10 protein-coding genes and 1 pseudogene are annotated in these 17,077 nt (G+C 48.2%); 6 read left to right on the top strand and 5 right to left on the bottom strand.

The window, feature by feature from the left end; all coding sequences use genetic code 11:
* Window positions 1–39: 39 nt before the first annotated feature.
* Genes uvrA (AAAT87_RS03440) through AAAT87_RS03430 form a run of 3 tightly spaced genes read right to left on the bottom strand, consistent with a single transcriptional unit; the run spans window position 40 to window position 3,750 of the window.
* Window positions 40–2,895 carry an excinuclease ABC subunit UvrA gene (gene uvrA, locus AAAT87_RS03440; protein WP_349225618.1) on the bottom strand — a complete coding sequence of 952 codons (2,856 nt, stop codon included), beginning with the start codon at window positions 2,893–2,895 and terminating at the stop codon, window positions 40–42.
* A gap of 47 nt (window positions 2,896–2,942) precedes the next feature.
* Complete coding sequence (rlmH, locus tag AAAT87_RS03435) at window positions 2,943–3,413, bottom strand: 23S rRNA (pseudouridine(1915)-N(3))-methyltransferase RlmH (RefSeq protein WP_295024838.1); 471 nt, start codon at window positions 3,411–3,413, stop codon at window positions 2,943–2,945.
* Window positions 3,414–3,438: 25 nt separating this feature from the next.
* Entirely contained in the window at window positions 3,439–3,750 is a 312-nt protein-coding gene (locus tag AAAT87_RS03430) for a DUF4491 family protein (RefSeq protein WP_295024839.1), read from the bottom strand.
* 175 nt (window positions 3,751–3,925) lie between these two features.
* On the opposite strand from AAAT87_RS03430, the gene AAAT87_RS03425 reads away from it, so the two are divergent.
* The 3 genes from AAAT87_RS03425 (at window position 3,926) to AAAT87_RS03415 (ending at window position 9,896) form a co-directional block, all read left to right on the top strand.
* Window positions 3,926–5,677: a phospho-sugar mutase gene (locus AAAT87_RS03425; protein ID WP_295024841.1), complete on the top strand. Its 1,752-nt coding sequence runs from the start codon at window positions 3,926–3,928 to the stop codon at window positions 5,675–5,677.
* 164 nt (window positions 5,678–5,841) lie between these two features.
* Window positions 5,842–8,283 (top strand): DUF3943 domain-containing protein, encoded by a 2,442-nt coding sequence (locus AAAT87_RS03420; protein WP_349225617.1) that lies wholly within the window; start codon window positions 5,842–5,844, stop codon window positions 8,281–8,283.
* A gap of 173 nt (window positions 8,284–8,456) precedes the next feature.
* On the top strand, window positions 8,457–9,896 hold the full coding sequence (locus AAAT87_RS03415; RefSeq protein ID WP_296974192.1) for an amidophosphoribosyltransferase: 1,440 nt from the start codon (window positions 8,457–8,459) through the stop codon (window positions 9,894–9,896).
* 89 nt (window positions 9,897–9,985) lie between these two features.
* Here AAAT87_RS03415 and uvrA (AAAT87_RS03410) read toward each other — a convergent pair whose 3' ends face one another.
* The gene (gene uvrA, locus AAAT87_RS03410) at window positions 9,986–12,814 is read right to left on the bottom strand and encodes an excinuclease ABC subunit UvrA (RefSeq protein ID WP_349225616.1); all 2,829 of its coding nucleotides are present in this window, start codon (window positions 12,812–12,814) and stop codon (window positions 9,986–9,988) included.
* A gap of 18 nt (window positions 12,815–12,832) precedes the next feature.
* A pseudogene (locus tag AAAT87_RS03405) lies at window positions 12,833–13,141 on the bottom strand (T9SS type B sorting domain-containing protein); the annotation flags it as partial.
* Window positions 13,142–13,387: 246 nt separating this feature from the next.
* Here AAAT87_RS03405 and AAAT87_RS03400 point away from each other — a divergent pair.
* Genes AAAT87_RS03400 through AAAT87_RS03390 form a run of 3 tightly spaced genes read left to right on the top strand, consistent with a single transcriptional unit; the run spans window position 13,388 to window position 17,032 of the window.
* On the top strand, window positions 13,388–14,794 hold the full coding sequence (locus AAAT87_RS03400; protein WP_296974189.1) for a LysM peptidoglycan-binding domain-containing protein: 1,407 nt from the start codon (window positions 13,388–13,390) through the stop codon (window positions 14,792–14,794).
* 47 nt (window positions 14,795–14,841) lie between these two features.
* Window positions 14,842–15,612: a porin family protein gene (locus AAAT87_RS03395; RefSeq protein ID WP_296974185.1), complete on the top strand. Its 771-nt coding sequence runs from the start codon at window positions 14,842–14,844 to the stop codon at window positions 15,610–15,612.
* A gap of 40 nt (window positions 15,613–15,652) precedes the next feature.
* Window positions 15,653–17,032 (top strand): MFS transporter, encoded by a 1,380-nt coding sequence (locus AAAT87_RS03390; protein WP_296974182.1) that lies wholly within the window; start codon window positions 15,653–15,655, stop codon window positions 17,030–17,032.
* Window positions 17,033–17,077 lie beyond the last annotated feature (45 nt).

Raw genomic sequence — 17,077 nt, 5'->3', positions numbered from 1 at the left:
AAGTACATATAAAGTTTATTATAGCGCTACTTTTTTACATTATTTTATATAATTCTTAAGAAATTTACCAGTTAAGCTGGTTTTGCATGCGGCAACTTCCTCTGGAGTACCGGCTATCACGAGGTTACCGCCCTTGTCGCCACCCTCTGGTCCGAGGTCGATGATATGGTCGGCACACTTGATGACATCCAGGTTATGTTCGATAACTACCAAGGAATGACCTCGTTCTATCAGCGCCTGGAAAGCATGGAGCAGACGCTTGATATCATGGAAGTGCAGACCGGTGGTTGGCTCATCGAAGATGAAGAGCGTAGGCGACTGATCTTCCTTGCCGATAAAGTAGGCGAGTTTCACACGCTGGTTCTCACCGCCGGAGAGGGTGCTGGAGTTCTGGCCGAGCTTGATATAGCCCAATCCAACCTCCTGCAGAGGCTTGAGTTTGCTGACGATGATGCGGCAGGCATCGAAATCGCCCACATGGTGCTGGAGTCTTTCATCGCTGAAGAACTCTATCGCCTCGTTCACGGTCATGTTCAGCACATCATTGATGTTCTTTCCTCCGTAGTGTACCTCCAGGATGTCGTGCTTGAACCGCTTGCCCTTGCATGCCTCGCAGGTAAGGGTGAGGTCAGCCATAAACTGCATCTCTATGGTTACGTATCCAGCTCCCTTGCATTCCTCGCATCTTCCGCCATCGGTATTGAAGGAGAAGAATTGTGGGGTGAATCCCATCTGCTTGGCGAGTGGTTGGTTGGCAAAGAGGGTGCGGATGGCATCGTATGCCTTCAGATAGGTGGCAGGGTTGCTGCGGGTACTCTTGCCGATAGGGTTCTGATCTACAAACTCCACGTGCTTGATGGCATCCTCATCGCCTTCCAGCGAACTGTATTCGCCAGGGGCATCTGCCACCAGGTCTAGATGGCGGCGGAGGGCAGGATAGAGGATTCCCTTGATGAGGGAACTCTTGCCCGAACCGGATACGCCGGTGATGACGGTGAAGATGTTGAGCGGAATCCTTACATCGATGCCGCGGAGATTGTTCATTCGGGCTCCCTTGATCTCGATGGCCCTGTTCCATGCACGATGACTGGCAGGAACGGCAATCTCCTCCCTGTGGGTGAGATACTGGATGGTATGGCTCTCCGGGAATTTCTCCAGAAGGGCTTTCTGCTGCTCTGGGTCGGTGGATGAGTATTCGGATGACGGACCAGCATATACCAGTCTTCCACCCAGTCTTCCTGCATCCGGACCGATATCGATGAGATAATCGGCTGCACGCATAATCTCTTCGTCATGCTCTACCACAACCACGGTGTTGCCCAGCTGCTGCAACTCTCTCAGTACCTTGATGAGTCGGTCGGTATCTCGGCTATGGAGTCCGATACTTGGCTCGTCGAGGATATACACGCTGCCTACCAACGAAGAACCGAGGCTGGTGGTCAGGTTGATGCGCTGGCTCTCTCCTCCGGAAAGGGAGTTGGAGAGACGGTTGAGAGTGAGATAGCCAAGTCCTACATCCAGAAGGAATTGCAGGCGGTGGGTAACCTCGGTCAAGAGTCGCTTGCCCACTTCCCGCTCATGCTCTGTCAGCTCCAGCTTCTGGAACCATGCGCTGAGATTGGTAATCGACATATCTACCAGTTCGGTGATGCTCTTTCCGCCAATTTTTACATAGTTGGCTTCCTTCTTGAGTCGGGTGCCATGGCAATCCGGACAGATGGTCTTGCCTCGGAATCGGCTCAGCATCACACGGTATTGTATCTTGTACTGGTTCTCCTTCACCATTCTGAAAAATTCGTCGATGCTCACCCGGTCGTGCGGGTCGCGCTTCTTGTCCGAAGGCAATCCATGCCAGAGCCAGTCTTTCTCCTTCTGGGTGAGTTCGTAGTAAGGCTTGAAGATCGGGAAGTTGTATGGCTCTGCACGTCGGATGAATTCCTTGAGCCACATGCCCATCTTCTCTCCACGCCAGCATACCACGCATCCATCGTAGAGGCTCATGGAAGTGTTAGGGATGACGAGCTTCTCGTCGATGCCTATCACGCTTCCGAATCCCTCGCAGGTAGGGCAGGCACCCAATGGGGAATTGAAGGCAAACATGTTGTCGGTTGGTTCCTCGAAGGTGATGCCGTCGGCTTCGAACCGGGTAGAGAAATCGTAGCTGATGTTGCTCGGCAGGAAGAGAAGGCGGCAGGCACCGTCGCCCTCATAGAAAGCAGTCTCGGCAGAATCGATGAGGCGGCTGATGTCGTCCTTCTCATCGCTTACCGAAGCACGGTCGATGACGAGGAAGATATCCTCCGGCTTGGCATCGCCCTGGAAATCGTCGATGCGGATGAATTCACCTTTCACCAGAATGCGTGCGTATCCCTCCTGAAGATACATCTCCAGTTGCTTTTCCAGGCTTCTGCCTTCTACGATATGTAGAGGGGCTAGGATTACAAACTTGGTGCCCTTGGAAAACTGTCGGGTGCAGGCAAGCACATCCTCGGTAGTATGGCGCTTCACTTCCTGTCCGCTGATAGGCGAATAGGTTTTGCCGATACGGGCGAAGAGCAGGCGTAGGTATTCGTAGATTTCCGTACTGGTGCCCACGGTGGAACGTGGGTTTCGGGAAATCACCTTCTGCTCGATGGCGATGGCAGGAGGTAATCCCTTGATGAAATCACATTCCGGTTTGCTCATTCTGCCCAGAAACTGGCGGGCATACGAAGACAGCGACTCTACATACCGGCGCTGTCCCTCGGCATATAAGGTATCGAAAGCCAATGAAGACTTGCCCGACCCGGAGACTCCCGTAATGGCAACAAATTTGCCTTGCGGTATCTTCACGTCGATGTTCTTCAGGTTGTTGGCTCTCGCCCCCTTGATCTCTATATATTTTTCTTTTGACATTGAACTTTGAACTTTGAGCTTTGAACTTTATGATTAGTGATCCTCTTTTACTCGTGGTGGTAAGGTTCGCCTTTTATAATAGTACATGCGCGATAGAGCGCTTCTGTAAAGATGAGGCGTACCATCTGATGCGAGAAGGTCATCTTGGAAAGGGAAATCTTCTCGTTGGCGCGGTCATATACAGCCTGCGAGAATCCGTAAGGACCACCGATGATAAATACGAGTCTCCTGACTGTAGCCTGCTTGCGCTCTATCCATTTGGCAAACTCGATGCTTCGGAACTCCAGTCCGTGCTCATCCATCAGCACCACGGTGTCAGAAGGCTGAATCAGTTTCAGAATCAGTTCACCCTCCCGTTCCTTCTGCTGCTGTTCGCTGAGACTCTTGGTGTTCTTGAGTTCAGGAATCGTTGTTATGTTGAAGGGCATGTAATGGGTGATGCGCTCAGCATAATCCTTGATGCCCGCAATGAAATGCTTGTTTACGGTCTTGCCGACCAATATCAGTTCAGTTTTCATCTTCTAAATGGTAAGCTATAAACTATTAACTTTTATAGTATCCTTTCTTTTCCAGCTTCGGGTTCTTAGGGAACCATCCCTTCTCGCAGCGTTCTTTCTGTTCGAAGAGTTCCCCGATGCTCCAGAGACAGGAAGCACCCAGCACACCGAGAAGGGCAGAGTAGAGAACATTCGCAACCAGAAAGGCTGCACCCACGCTGATGATACCCGAAACCAGGAACACCCACCAGTAGCGGGTGCCCGTATGATATTCTACCTTGATGACAATAGGGTGGAAGAGTCCTATTATTAAAAAGGTGGAAACGGCGATGATGACGCCAGTATAATATAATTCCATAAGCCTCTTTTTTATTACTTTTTTGTTTCAATGTGCAAAAATACAAAAAAAACTCCAATCTTGTTTGGTTTCTCGAATATTTTATATATCTTTGTACGCAAAAAGAGAAATATTGTGCTGTTTTCGGGCACAACCCTCTGATTGAATATTATTAATAACAAAACAGAATCAAATTATGGCTAATAACGCAGAATTGATCAAGCAGTGTGAAGAAAGAGCACAGCAGTGGCTCACACCTGCTTTTGACGAAGAAACTCGTAACGAAGTAAAGGCAATGCTCGAGGCTGAGGATAAGTCTGCACTCGTAGATGCTTTCTATCAGAACCTGGAGTTCGGTACTGGTGGTTTGCGCGGTATTATGGGCGCAGGTACCAACCGAATGAACAAATATATCGTTGGTATGGCTACACAGGGCTTTGCTAACTACATCCTCAAGGCTTTCCCAGGTGAGGAGAACCTTTCTGTTGTTGTAGGTCATGACTGCCGTAACAACTCTCGTCTCTTCGCAGAGACTGTTGCTGCCATCTTCTCTGCTAATGGTATCAAGGCTTATCTCTTCGAGAGCCTCCGCCCAACACCAGAGATTTCCTTCGCTATCCGCGAGCTCGGTGCCAAGGCTGGTGTCAACGTTACTGCTTCTCACAACCCTAAGGAGTACAATGGCTACAAGGCTTACTGGAGTGACGGCGCTCAGGTTCTGGCTCCACACGATACTGGTATCATCGAGGAGGTGAACAAGGTTACTATCGACCAGGTGAAGTTTGAGGCTAACTGGGATAAGATTCAGATCATCGGTGGTGAGATGGATTACGACTATATGACTGCAGTTCATACTGCTATGATTGACCAGGATGTCATCAACCGTCAGAAGAACCTCAACATCGTTTATTCAGCTATGCACGGTACAGGTCGTGTCATCGTACCTCTCTGTCTGCGTTCTTGGGGCTTCCAGAACATCAATGTAGTTCCTGAGCAGATGGTTGTAGATGGCAACTTCCCTACAGTGGTTTCTCCTAACCCAGAGAATGCTGAGGCTATGACTCTCGGTATGAAGCTCGGTACCAAGTTGAACGCTGACCTCGTAGTAGCTACTGACCCTGATGCAGACCGCTTGGCTATCGTTTGCCGCGATGACAAGGGCGAGTGGATGATCATCAACGGTAACCAGACAGCCATGATGTTCTGCTACTACATCATTGAGAACAAGAAGAAGTTGGGCAAGTTGAAGCCAACAGACTTCCTCGTAAAGACCATCGTTACAACAGAGGTGATTGCTGAGATTGCCAAGAAGAACAACGTAGAGTTGCGCGACTGCTACACTGGTTTCAAGTGGATTGCACGCGAGATTGCTATCTCTGAGGGCAAGCAGCAGTATATCGGTGGTGGTGAGGAGAGCTTCGGCTTCCTGCCATACGATAAGGTACGTGATAAGGATGCTCCTGCATCTATCTGCTTGATTTGTGAGATTGCTGCCTGGGCTAAGGATCAGGGCAAGACTCTCTACGATCTCCTGATGCAGATCTATGCAGAGTATGGCTTCAGTAAGGAGTTTACAGTAAACGTGGTTCGCCCAGGTAAGACTGGTGCTGACGAGATCAAGCAGATGATGGCAGACTTCCGTGCTAACCCTCCAAAGGAGTTGGGTGGCAGCAAGATTGTTACCTGGAAGGACTACCAGAGCTTGGAGGCTAAGCATGCTGACGGCAGTGTAGAGAAGCTCGATATGCCTACAACAAGCAATGTACTCCAGTGGTTCTGCGATGACAATACCAAGGTAAGCGTTCGCCCTTCTGGTACAGAGCCTAAGATCAAGTTCTATATTGAGGTAAAGGATCCTTCATTCAAGTGCGCTGGCTGCTACAACCGCTGCACAGCTGCTGCAATGGATAAGATCGAGGCTATCAAGAAGAGCTTGAACCAGGATTAATAAAAGCAATTGAACTTTATATGAATGTGTGGGGGAGAAGTCTTCGCCTGCACATTCCTCTGAAAGATATTTTTTTGATGCATTATTTAGCTCCAATATTAAATAATGCAATTTCTCGGCGAGAAGTCATCCTGACTTCTCGCCATTTTGAATTTGATAGGTATATGGATAAAAAGAGAAAGATCATAGCCCTTTTGATGGGACTTTCGCTAGGAGGTCAGTCTGTCTATGCCCAAGGGTATAGTTGTGGCAACGTGTCTCTGTTTTGCTCGCCCGATACACTCAGGGGTGCCCAGATAGGTGCCTTTTCCAGCGTGGTTCGCCAGCAGATGCGTGGTGTGAGCCTGGCTGGTATCATCAATTCGGTGGGCGATGATATGCGCGGTGTGCAGGTTTCGGGTGTTTCCAATGTGGTGAAGGGTGGCAATGGCGTGCAGTTGTCTTTATTTAATAATGTATCCAGTTCTCCGTTCCGCGGCGTGCAGCTGAGTGGACTTTCCAATATTTCCATGGGTATGAAGAGAGGCTTGCAGATTGCAGCAGCCAATGTCAGCTCTTCCTATATGCGTGGCATGCAGTTGGGCGGCTACAATTATGCTGATACCCTGAATGGTTCTCAGATTGGTTTGTTTAATGTTTGCCTTAACCATCCTCGTGGTGTGCAGATTGGTGTCATCAACTATAGCCGGGATACCGTAGCCCATAAGATAGGACTGGTGAATGTGAACCCAAAGACGCGTATCGACTATATGTTTTATGGCGGTTCTGCTACCAAAGCCAATCTTGCCGTAAGATTCCGCAACCGGAGTACGTATAATATCCTGGGTATCGGAACCCATTATTTCGGATTGGATGAGAAGTTTTCGGGTGCCTTGTTCTATCGCATCGGTCAGTATTTCCAGTTATCGCCTAAGTTCTCCCTGAGTGGTGATCTGGGTTTCTATCACGTTGAATCGTTTCAGGAACATTCGCAGGATAAGCCGGAACGGCTCTATTCGCTGCAGGCTCGCATCAATGCCGACTATCAGTTGGGCAGATACACCAGCGTCTTTGCCTCTGTGGGCTATGGGGATACCCATTATTATCATGGTGGCAGGTATCGCCGTCGTGCCATTGTAGAAGCAGGTTTGGCTGTGCGCCTCCAGCGCACTTCATCTTTTGGGAATGTGTCTGGCAGGAAGGAGAATGAATATGATATGGAGGCATGGAAGGAAGGAACCATTTTTGCCTTCGATGATCCGGAGCGACAGAAGAAGCATCCTTGGAAGGCTGCCTTGGAAGCTTTTGCCATCAATGTGGGTGTGCAATGCTTCGACCAGTTTGTGATGAACGAGGAGTTTGCCAAGATTTCCTTCCATAGCATCAAGCACAATATAGAAACGGGTTTTGTTTGGGATAACGACCAGTTCTCTACCAATCTATTTGCTCATCCATACCATGGCGGACTCTATTTCAATGCTGCAAGAACTCATGGCATGAATTTCTGGGAATCGGTGCCATACTCTTTCTGTGGAAGTTTGATGTGGGAGACTACCTGCGAGATAGAACCGCCTGCCATCAACGACCTGATGGCTACTACTTTTGGTGGTATTGCCATCGGAGAGGTGACGCATCGTGTGAGCAATCTGGTATTTGATGACCGCCTGTCTGGTTTTCCTCGTTTCATGCGAGAGTTCCTGGGAACCCTCATCTGTCCGATCAAGGGGTTGAATCGAATCTTGAGTGGCGATGCCTGGCGGGTGAGAGGCAAATATTATAAATATCACGATTACCAGCGCAGTCCTGTCAGTTTCTTTGCATCGGCAGGTTACAGATACCTCGCAGACAACAATACGCTGTTCCGTGGTGAGGGCAATCCATACGTCCGTTTCAATCTGGTTTATGGCGATCCGTTTGATGGCGAAACCACCAAGCCATACGACTACTTCACATTGGATGCCACTTTCGGCCTGAGCAGCAACCAGCCTCTGATTACCGGTCTGCATCTTCTGGGAAGATTGTGGAGCGTACCGGTGGAGGTGAGCAAGGGCACGGAGATGGAGTTCGGTATCTTCCAGCACTTCAACTATTACGATTCGCAGCCGGTGAAGGATGGTACCAGTCTGGTGCCTTACCGCATATCCGAGGCAGCCTCTTTCGGCCCTGGCATCATCTACCGCTTCCCTCAGGTGGGCAATCTCACCAGGTTTGAACAGCGTGTCTTCCTGGATGGTATCCTGTTGGGTGGAAGTCTGACCGATCATTATAATGTGATAGACCGCGACTACAACATGGGTAGCGGTTATAGCGTGAAGGCTATCAGTTTCATGGAGTTCGGCAAGGTAGCTACCTTCCAGATAGGTGCCGACTATTATCGCATCTTCACCTGGAAGGGATATGAGGGAAAGGATCTGGCAACGACCGATCCTCTCTATCTCAATGCCCAGGGCGACAAGGGAAATGCATCTCTGCTGGTGCTGAATGCCCGCTTCGGTCTGGCGCTGTCCAATCGGCTGAACCTGGACTTCAATGTGTCCAACTATTGGCGTGATACCCATTACTCATATCATGACGATGTGAAGTCTAAAACCTTTGATATGAGTCTGGGGTTGCAATACAAGTTCTAGGAAGCAGTCGTCTTATTAGTAGATATTTAGCCGATTTTTAGCAGAAATTAGGGGTGCAAAGGGAAACGATATACATAAAAATGTAGAAAAATCGCAAAAAGTTTTGCATATTTTCTGGATTTATATTACCTTTGCACCCATATTTCAAACATAAAACATAGAATTATACTCTTATGGGAGGCATTTTCGGAACCATTTCCAAGAAAAGCTGTGTCGCAGACCTTTTCTACGGCACCGACTACAACTCACATCTCGGTACACGCCGAGGCGGTTTGGCAACCTACAGTAGTGAGAAGGGCTTCGTGCGCTCTATCCACAACTTAGAAAGTTCTTATTTTAGAACGAAGTTTGAACCTACACTCGACAAATTCGAGGGTGCGACATCAGGTATCGGTGTGATTAGCGATACAGATGCGCAGCCATTGATCATGAATTCTCATCTTGGTCGCTTTGCCATTTGCACAGTAGCTAAGATATTAAATAAGGATGAACTTACTCAGCACCTGTTGGATAAGAACATGCACTTTGCAGAGATGTCTTCAGGAAGTACCAACCCAACAGAGTTGGTGGCTCTTCTCATCATCCATGGAAAGAATTTCCGCGAAGGAATCGAGAACGTGTTCCATCATATCAAGGGTTCCTGCACTATGATGATCCTTACAGAGGATGGTATCATCTGTGCTCGCGACAGTTGGGGACGTACACCTATTATTATAGGCAAGAAGGAGGGTGCTTATGCTGCTTCCAGTGAGACTACTTCATTCCCTAACCTTGACTTCGAGACTGCACACGAGGTAGGTCCTGGCGAAATCGTGAAGATTACTGCTGAGGGTATGGAGCAGATCCGTCCTGCCAACAAGAAGATGCAGGTTTGTTCTTTCCTCTGGGTATATTATGGATTCCCAACTTCTACCTATGAGGGCAAGAATGTAGAGGAAGCTCGCTTTAGCAATGGTTTCAATCTTGCCAAGACAGATGATGTAGAGGTAGATTGCTGCAGCGGTATTCCTGATTCTGGTACAGGTATGGCGATGGGATATGCTGCCGGTAAGGGCGTGCCTTACCAGCGTTGTATTGCCAAATATACTCCTACCTGGCCTCGAAGCTTTACACCTAGCAACCAGAGCATGCGCTCTCTGGTAGCCAAGATGAAGCTGATTCCTAACAAGGCTATGTTGAAGGGTAAGCGTGTGTTGTTCTGCGATGACAGTATCGTGCGCGGTACCCAGCTTCGCGACAATGTGAAGGTGCTTTTCGATCAGGCTGGTCTGAAGGAATGCCACATGCGTATCGCTTGTCCTCCATTGGTTTATGGCTGTCCTTTCATCAACTTTACTTCTTCCAAGAGTGATATGGAGTTGATTACCCGCAGAATCATCGAGAAGTTTGAGGGCGATGCCAACAAGAATCTGGAGAAATATGCTACCACAGGTTCTCCTGAATATCAGAGAATGGTGGATGAGATTGCCAACCAGCTTGGATTGACTACACTGAAGTTCAATACCATCGAGCAGCTCGTGGAAGCTATCGGTTTGCCTAAGTGCCAGGTATGTACCCACTGCTTCGATGGCAGTAGTGCTTATACCTTGAATGAATTCGCAGACGAAGATTAAGATATAAAATCCCGATTTCCTGAACTTTGCATCAGATGAGCAAAGTACCGGAAATCGGGATTCTTTTATCTCCTGCTGGCACAGAATGGTTATTTCTTCTTCAGCAAGGGTGCCAGGAATTTGTAGGTATAGCCTTTCTTGCTCTTTGCCATCTCTTCCGGTGTGCCGGCAAAGAGAAGCTGACCTCCACCTCGTCCACCTTCGGGACCCATATCAATGAGCCAGTCGGCTAGCTTGATGACATCCAGGTTGTGCTCGATGATTATCACCGTATTGCCTCTATCTACCAGTTTCTGAAGCACATCCATCAGAATGCGGATGTCTTCGAAATGAAGACCGGTGGTAGGCTCATCCAGGATATAAAGCGTCTTGCCGGTATCACGTTTGGATAGTTCGGTAGCAAGTTTCACTCGCTGGCTTTCTCCGCCCGAAAGGGTAGTTGAGCTTTGTCCTAACTTGATGTAACCCAATCCTACACTCTGTAATGCCTTGATCTTGTTGAGAATCTGAGGCACGTTCTCGAAGAACTCTACTGCCTGGTTGATGGTCATATCCAGTACATCGGCGATACTCTTTCCCTTGTATCTTACCTCCAGCGTTTCACGGTTGTAGCGCTTGCCGTGGCATACCTCACAAGGTACATAGACATCTGGCAGGAAGTTCATCTCGATGGTCTTGTATCCATTTCCGCCACACGCTTCGCATCTGCCACCCTTCACGTTGAAGGAGAATCTACCTGGCTTGTAACCACGGATCTTTGCTTCTGGAAGTCCCACAAACAGCGAGCGGATGTCGCTGAATACACCTGTGTAGGTAGCTGGATTACTGCGAGGGGTTCTGCCGATTGGACTTTGATCTACATTCACTACCTTGTCGATATTCTCAATGCCTTCGATGCTGTCGTATGGCATCGGCTTCTTCAGGGAACGGTAGAAGTGCTGGGAGAGGAAAGGCTGCAGGGTTTCATTGATCAGGGTAGATTTACCCGATCCGCTGACTCCCGTTACAACGATGAGCTTGCCGAGCGGGAACTCTACATCTACTCCCTTCAGGTTGTTGCCCCTAGCTCCACGGATGGTGATGCTCTTGCCGTTTCCTTTGCGGCGATGCTCAGGAATCTCTATTGCCATCTTGCCATTCAGATACTGGGCGGTGATGGTGTCGGTCTTCAGCATCTCTTTCGGAGTACCCTGGAAAACCACTTCGCCTCCCTTTCTGCCTGCCTTCGGACCGATATCTACAATCCAGTCGGCAGCTCGCATCATATCCTCATCATGTTCTACTACGATGACGGTATTACCCAGGTCGCGCAATTCCTTCAGGCTGTTGATGAGTCGCTCGTTGTCTCGCTGGTGCAGACCGATACTTGGCTCATCGAGGATGTAGAGCACATTGACGAGCTGGCTGCCAATCTGGGTAGCAAGACGGATGCGCTGGCTTTCACCACCAGAGAGTGACGCCGACTGGCGATTGAGTGAGAGATAGTTCAGTCCCACATCGAGGAGGAAGTTGACACGTGAGCGCAACTCCTTGATGATTTCGTGAGCCACTTTTGCCTTCATGGAAGGGAGGTGAGCTTCCACCTGTTCGAGCCAGTTGCGCAGTTCGTCGATGTCGAGGTTGGCAACTTCTGATATATTCTTGTCCCAGATGCGGAAGGCGAGCGATTCCTTCTTGAGTCGCTGTCCATGGCACTCCGGACATTCGATGGTAGATATAAACTGGTCAGCCCATTTCTTTCCTGCAGCACTCTCGTCATTCTCTATCACCTTCTGCAGATAGTCGATGATGCCATCGTATGCGCAGAAGTAATCCGAAGAGGTATGCACCTTTTCTTTACCGATCTTTACGTTTTCCAGTGCTCCATAGAGGATTTCCTGCATGGCATCTCCCGGAATCTCTGCGATAGGAGTCTTGAGTTTCAGATCATATTTCTCGAGCAAAGACTCAATCTGCCAGAAAATCATCTGGTTCTTGTATTTGCCGAGAGGGGCGATTCCACCTTCGTAGATGCTCAGGCTGTCATCCGGAATCACCTTCTTGATATCTATCTGGTTTACCTTTCCCAGACCCTTGCAGTGAGGGCAGGCACCTTCCGGCGAATTGAACGAGAACATATTAGGTGCCGGATCCTGGTAGGCTATACCGGTAACTGGATCCATCAGGCGTTTTGAGAAGTTCTTACCCGTCTTTTCCCCTTTCTCTATCACCATCACCATGCCATCGCCCTGCTTCATGGCGGTAGCTACACTCTTGCGGATGCGTTCCTCATCGGCTTCCTTCACCACGAGCTTGTCGATGACAACTTCTATGTTGTGCATCTTGTAGCGGTCGAGCTTCATTCCGCTTACCACTTCCTGGATTTCTCCATCCACACGTACATAGAGATAACCTTTGCGGCGCATACTCTCGAAGAGTTCGCGATAATGTCCCTTGCGCTGGCGAATCAGAGGAGCCAGCAGGAAGATGGCCTTTCTGGCATATTCATCGAGAATCATATTGATGACCTGTTCTTCGGTGTATTTCACCATCTCTTCACCGCTGCGGTAGCTGTAGGCTGTACCGGCACGGGCAAAGAGCAGACGGAGATAATCGTAAATCTCGGTAGTGGTACCAACGGTAGAACGGGGGTTCTTGTTGGTGGTCTTCTGCTCGATGCTGATGACCGGACTCAGACCGGTAATCTTATCTACATCTGGGCGCTCCATATTGCCCAGAAAGTTGCGGGCATAGGCAGAGAATGTCTCGATATAGCGGCGCTGTCCCTCGGCAAAGATGGTATCGAAAGCCAACGACGACTTGCCCGAACCCGAAAGTCCCGTTATCACGGTGAGGGAGTCGCGTGGAATCTCAACATCAATGTTCTTGAGGTTGTGTACTCTGGCGCCCCATACATTTATCTTTTCTTCTGAATTCATATTCTAATTTCCGCTCACTTAATTGTTACTGTATTGTTCTGTTGTATAGCCTCTGAGCAGGTTGACATCTCTTTTTATCTGATAGGTCTTGCCATCTGCTCCTTTTGCCTTGACCAGACAGAAATAGACCCCCTCCTTAACCGGCTTTCCCTTGTATGTTCCATCCCATCCCGTGGCAGGATCGCTCCATTCAAAGAGTTTCTGTCCCCACCTATTATATATATAGGCATGAAACTCCTTGATGTTCTGGTAACCCTCCTTGGGCTTGTAGATGTCGTTGATGCCATCTCCGTTTGGCGAGAATGCGTTCGGCATCAGGAGGACACTGGTCTTTGTGTCTTCCTCATCTCCGATTTCTTCCTGTGCCATCATTGGAGGGGTAAAAAGTGCCAATAAGGCACCAAGTAATCCTATTTTTTGTCTCATTTTGCAAATTATTTGTGCAAAGATAATAAAAAGCTGAGAGATATTGCGCTAGATGCGAGATTTTTTGTATTTTTGCAGGAGAAAATTTTAAATCATGTCGGTTACGGCAAGATTTTAGGATCATATAAACATTAAAAACAGGAAGATATGAAAAGAAACATAAGATATTTCTTGATGATTGTGGGGCTCATGCTCAGTGTTGGTATCTTTGCTCAGACAACGAAATGGCGTGACATCTACACAGTGAAGAAAAAGGATACTATTTTTGGTATTGCCAATAAGTATGGATTGAGTCTGCCGGAACTGATGGAGGCAAACCCTGAGATGAAGCAGGAAGGTTACATGCTTCAGAAGGGAACTACCCTCTTTATTCCTTTTGCCAGTGACCAGCAGAATCCTAATGCGCCTAAAAAGGCACAGAAGGAGGATAAGAATGCTGTTGCTTCCAGCAAACCGGCTGTAGCTGGAACCGCTGCCGCTCAGCAGAAGGTGGCGGCTAGTGATGCGGTGAAGATTGGCGTGATGCTGCCTTTGCATGATGTGGATGGTGATGGCAAGCGTATGGTGGAGTATTATCGTGGACTCCTGATGGCTTGCAATTATCTGAAGAAGAAGGGCATCTCTACCGATGTCCATGCATGGAATGTGCCGATAGATGCTGATATCCGTACCACCTTGTTGCAGGAGGGTGCCAATACGTGTGATATCATCTTTGGTCCGCTTTATACCAAGCAGGTGGCTCCGCTTGCCGGCTTCTGTAAGACCTATGGCATCAAGCTCGTGATTCCTTTCTCCATCAGCGGTGACGATGTGGAGCGCAACAAGGAAATCTTCCAGGTTTATCAGAGTCCTGAAACATTGAACGAATGCACCATCAAGGCTTTCCTGAACAGATTTACCAATGTGCATCCAATCTTTGTAGATTGCAATGATTCTACTTCTCGTAAGGGAGCTTTCACTTTCGGACTTCGCAAGGAGTTGGAGAAGAGAAACATCAACTATAGTATCACCAATGTGAGCTCAAGCATCGACCAGTTTGCCAAGGCATTCCAGCCAAGCAAGCAGAATGTGGTTATACTGAATACGGGCCGTTCACCACAGTTGACAGCCGTGCTCAACAAATTGGATGAGTTTGACAGCAAGTATCCGGGGGCATCTATCTCTCTCTTCGGCTATACAGAGTGGTTGATGTACGCCAAGTACAATCTGGAGCGATTCTATAAGTACGATACTTATATCCCTTCTACCTTCTATTACAATCCAGTAGCCGAAAGAACACAGAACCTGGAGAAGGCGTACGAGGGATGGTTCCATCAGCCGATGATGATTGCGCAGCCTCGCTTCGCCATCACGGGGTATGATCATGGTATGTTCTTCATCCAGGGTATCAAGAAGAAGGGCAAGGAGTTTACGGGTGAACGCCAGCAAGTGAACTATCAGCCAGTGCAGACTCCATTGCATTTCGTGAAAACGACAAAGGGTGGATACAAGAACAAGAACTTCCAGTTGATTCACTATACCTTCAATCACCAGATTGAATCTGTGAATTACTAGGACCGGTAGTTTTTTATAGTTAATCGTTTATAGTAAGAAAAGAAAGAATGAATAAAGTCAAGATAGGGGCGCTGTTGATGGGACTTCTCCTTTGGGGAGGACTCTCGGCACAGGCTCAGATAGGTGAGCATCGCAACGATTTTTCCATCGGATTCAACGGTGGCTATGTGCTCAGCTCTGTAGGATTCGAACCGGAGGTTCAGCAGAAACAGCATGGAGGAATGACTGCCGGACTCTCGATGAAATATACTTGCGAGAAGTACTTCAAGACCATCTGTTCCATCTATGCAGAGGTCAACTATGCCAAGGTGGGATGGAAAGAGGATATTCTCGACATCGACAACCAGCCTGTCATCATCACCGAAACCAAGCAGCCGATGGCTTACAGCCGTACCATCAATTATATCCAGGTACCTGTTTTCGCTCACTTGGCTTGGGGTAGGGAAGAGAGAGGCTTGAACATCTTCGTGAATGCCGGTCCGCAGTTCGGACTCTACCTTAACGATTCTCAGACTACCAACTTCGACGTGAAGAATATGCCTAAGACAGATAATGACCGGGTAAGTATGGTAGTGGCACAAGATACGATGGCGGTAGAGAATAAGCTGGATTATGGTATCGCCCTGGGTTTGGGTGCAGAGTACAGCATCCCGAAAGTGGGACACATTCAGGCAGAGGCTCGCTACTATTATGGACTGGGTAATATCTATGGTTCATCCAAACGAGATTATTTCGGAAAAAGTAACTACGGACAGATCGTGTTCAAGGTATCTTATCTCTTTGATATTTCAAGAACGAAGAATGTGAAGAGAAAGTAACTTCCGATGATGGTTATGGAAAAATAAGTAATAATATAAAATGAGTACAACAGAAAAAATTCAGATGAAATTGAGCGACTCGAAGTCAGCTCGCTGGACTGCCCTCTTCATCGTGAGCGTTACGATGATGTTCGGTTACTTTTTTACAGATGTAATGTCTCCACTGGAGCCTCTCTTGACAGCAGCCAAGGGGGCTGAGAATGGTCTCGGACTCGGATGGAGTTCGGATGAATACGGCTTCTTCTCAGGAGCCTACGGATACTTCAATGTGTTCCTCCTGCTGCTCTTCTTCGGTGGTCTTATCCTCGACAAGTTTGGCATCCGTTTCACTGGTGTCCTCTCTACTGTTTTGATGTTTGGTGGAGCCTTGGTGAAATGGTATGCTGTAGGTCATGAGTTTGGCGGTTCGGTAGTAGTACCATTCTTCGGTACTTACAGTACACAGGTAGTGATAGCTGCACTTGGCTTTGCCATCTATGGCGTGGGCTGCGAGATATGCGGTATCACAGTGAGCAAAGTCATTGTGAAATGGTTTACGGGTCATGAGTTGGCTCTGGCAATGGGAGTGCAGGTGGCTACGGCCCGTTTGGGAACAGCCGCTGCCCTGGGCTTTTCTCTTCCTTTTGCAAAGGCAATGGGCGGTGTGTCTGCTTCTATTGCTTTGGGTGCAGTTTTGCTTTGTGCTGGTGTACTTGTTTATCTTGTATATTGTGTGATGGACAAGAAGGAGGATGCTTCTGCAGCAGCTGTGGCTACTGAGCCGGAAGAAGGTTTCAAGTTCTCAGACTTGGGTGGTCTGTTCAAGACAACAGGTTTCTGGTATGTGGCTTTCCTTTGCCTGATGTTCTATGCAGGTGTATTCCCATTCCTGAAGTTTGCAACCAAGTTGATGATTTTCAAGTATGGTGTCGATGCTAATTTGGCAGGTCTGATTCCTGCGATGTTGCCATTCGGTACTATCTTCCTTACACCGTTCTTTGGTAGTATATACGATAAGTATGGCAAGGGTGCCACGCTGATGATTATCGGCAGTTGCCTCCTGACACTGGTACACGGAGTATTTGCCCTTCCACTCAACTCATGGGTGCTTGCCATCGTAATGATGCTCATCCTTGGCGTAGCTTTTGGTTTGGTACCATCAGCTATGTGGCCTTCTGTACCAAAGATTATCCCAATGAAACTCTTAGGAACTGCATACGCCCTTATCTTCTATATCCAGAATATCGGACTGGCTCTTATTCCAGTATGGATCGGTAAGGTGAATCAGGCTAACACGGGTGCCGATGGTGTCATCGACTATACAGAGACAATGACCATATTTGCAGCCTTTGGTGTGATTGCTATTGTCATCTCCTTCCTCCTCTTGTTGGAAGATAAGAGAAAGGGCTATGGATTACAGCAGCCTAATGTGAAGAAATAATACTAACAGGAGATTTCCCTTCCAAGTTCACGGGGGGAATCTCCA

The organism is Segatella sinensis (genome assembly GCF_040095255.1).
In the GTDB taxonomy this organism is placed as follows: Bacteria; Bacteroidota; Bacteroidia; order Bacteroidales; family Bacteroidaceae; genus Prevotella; species Prevotella sinensis.
This window is presented reverse-complemented; position numbering and strand designations above follow the sequence as displayed.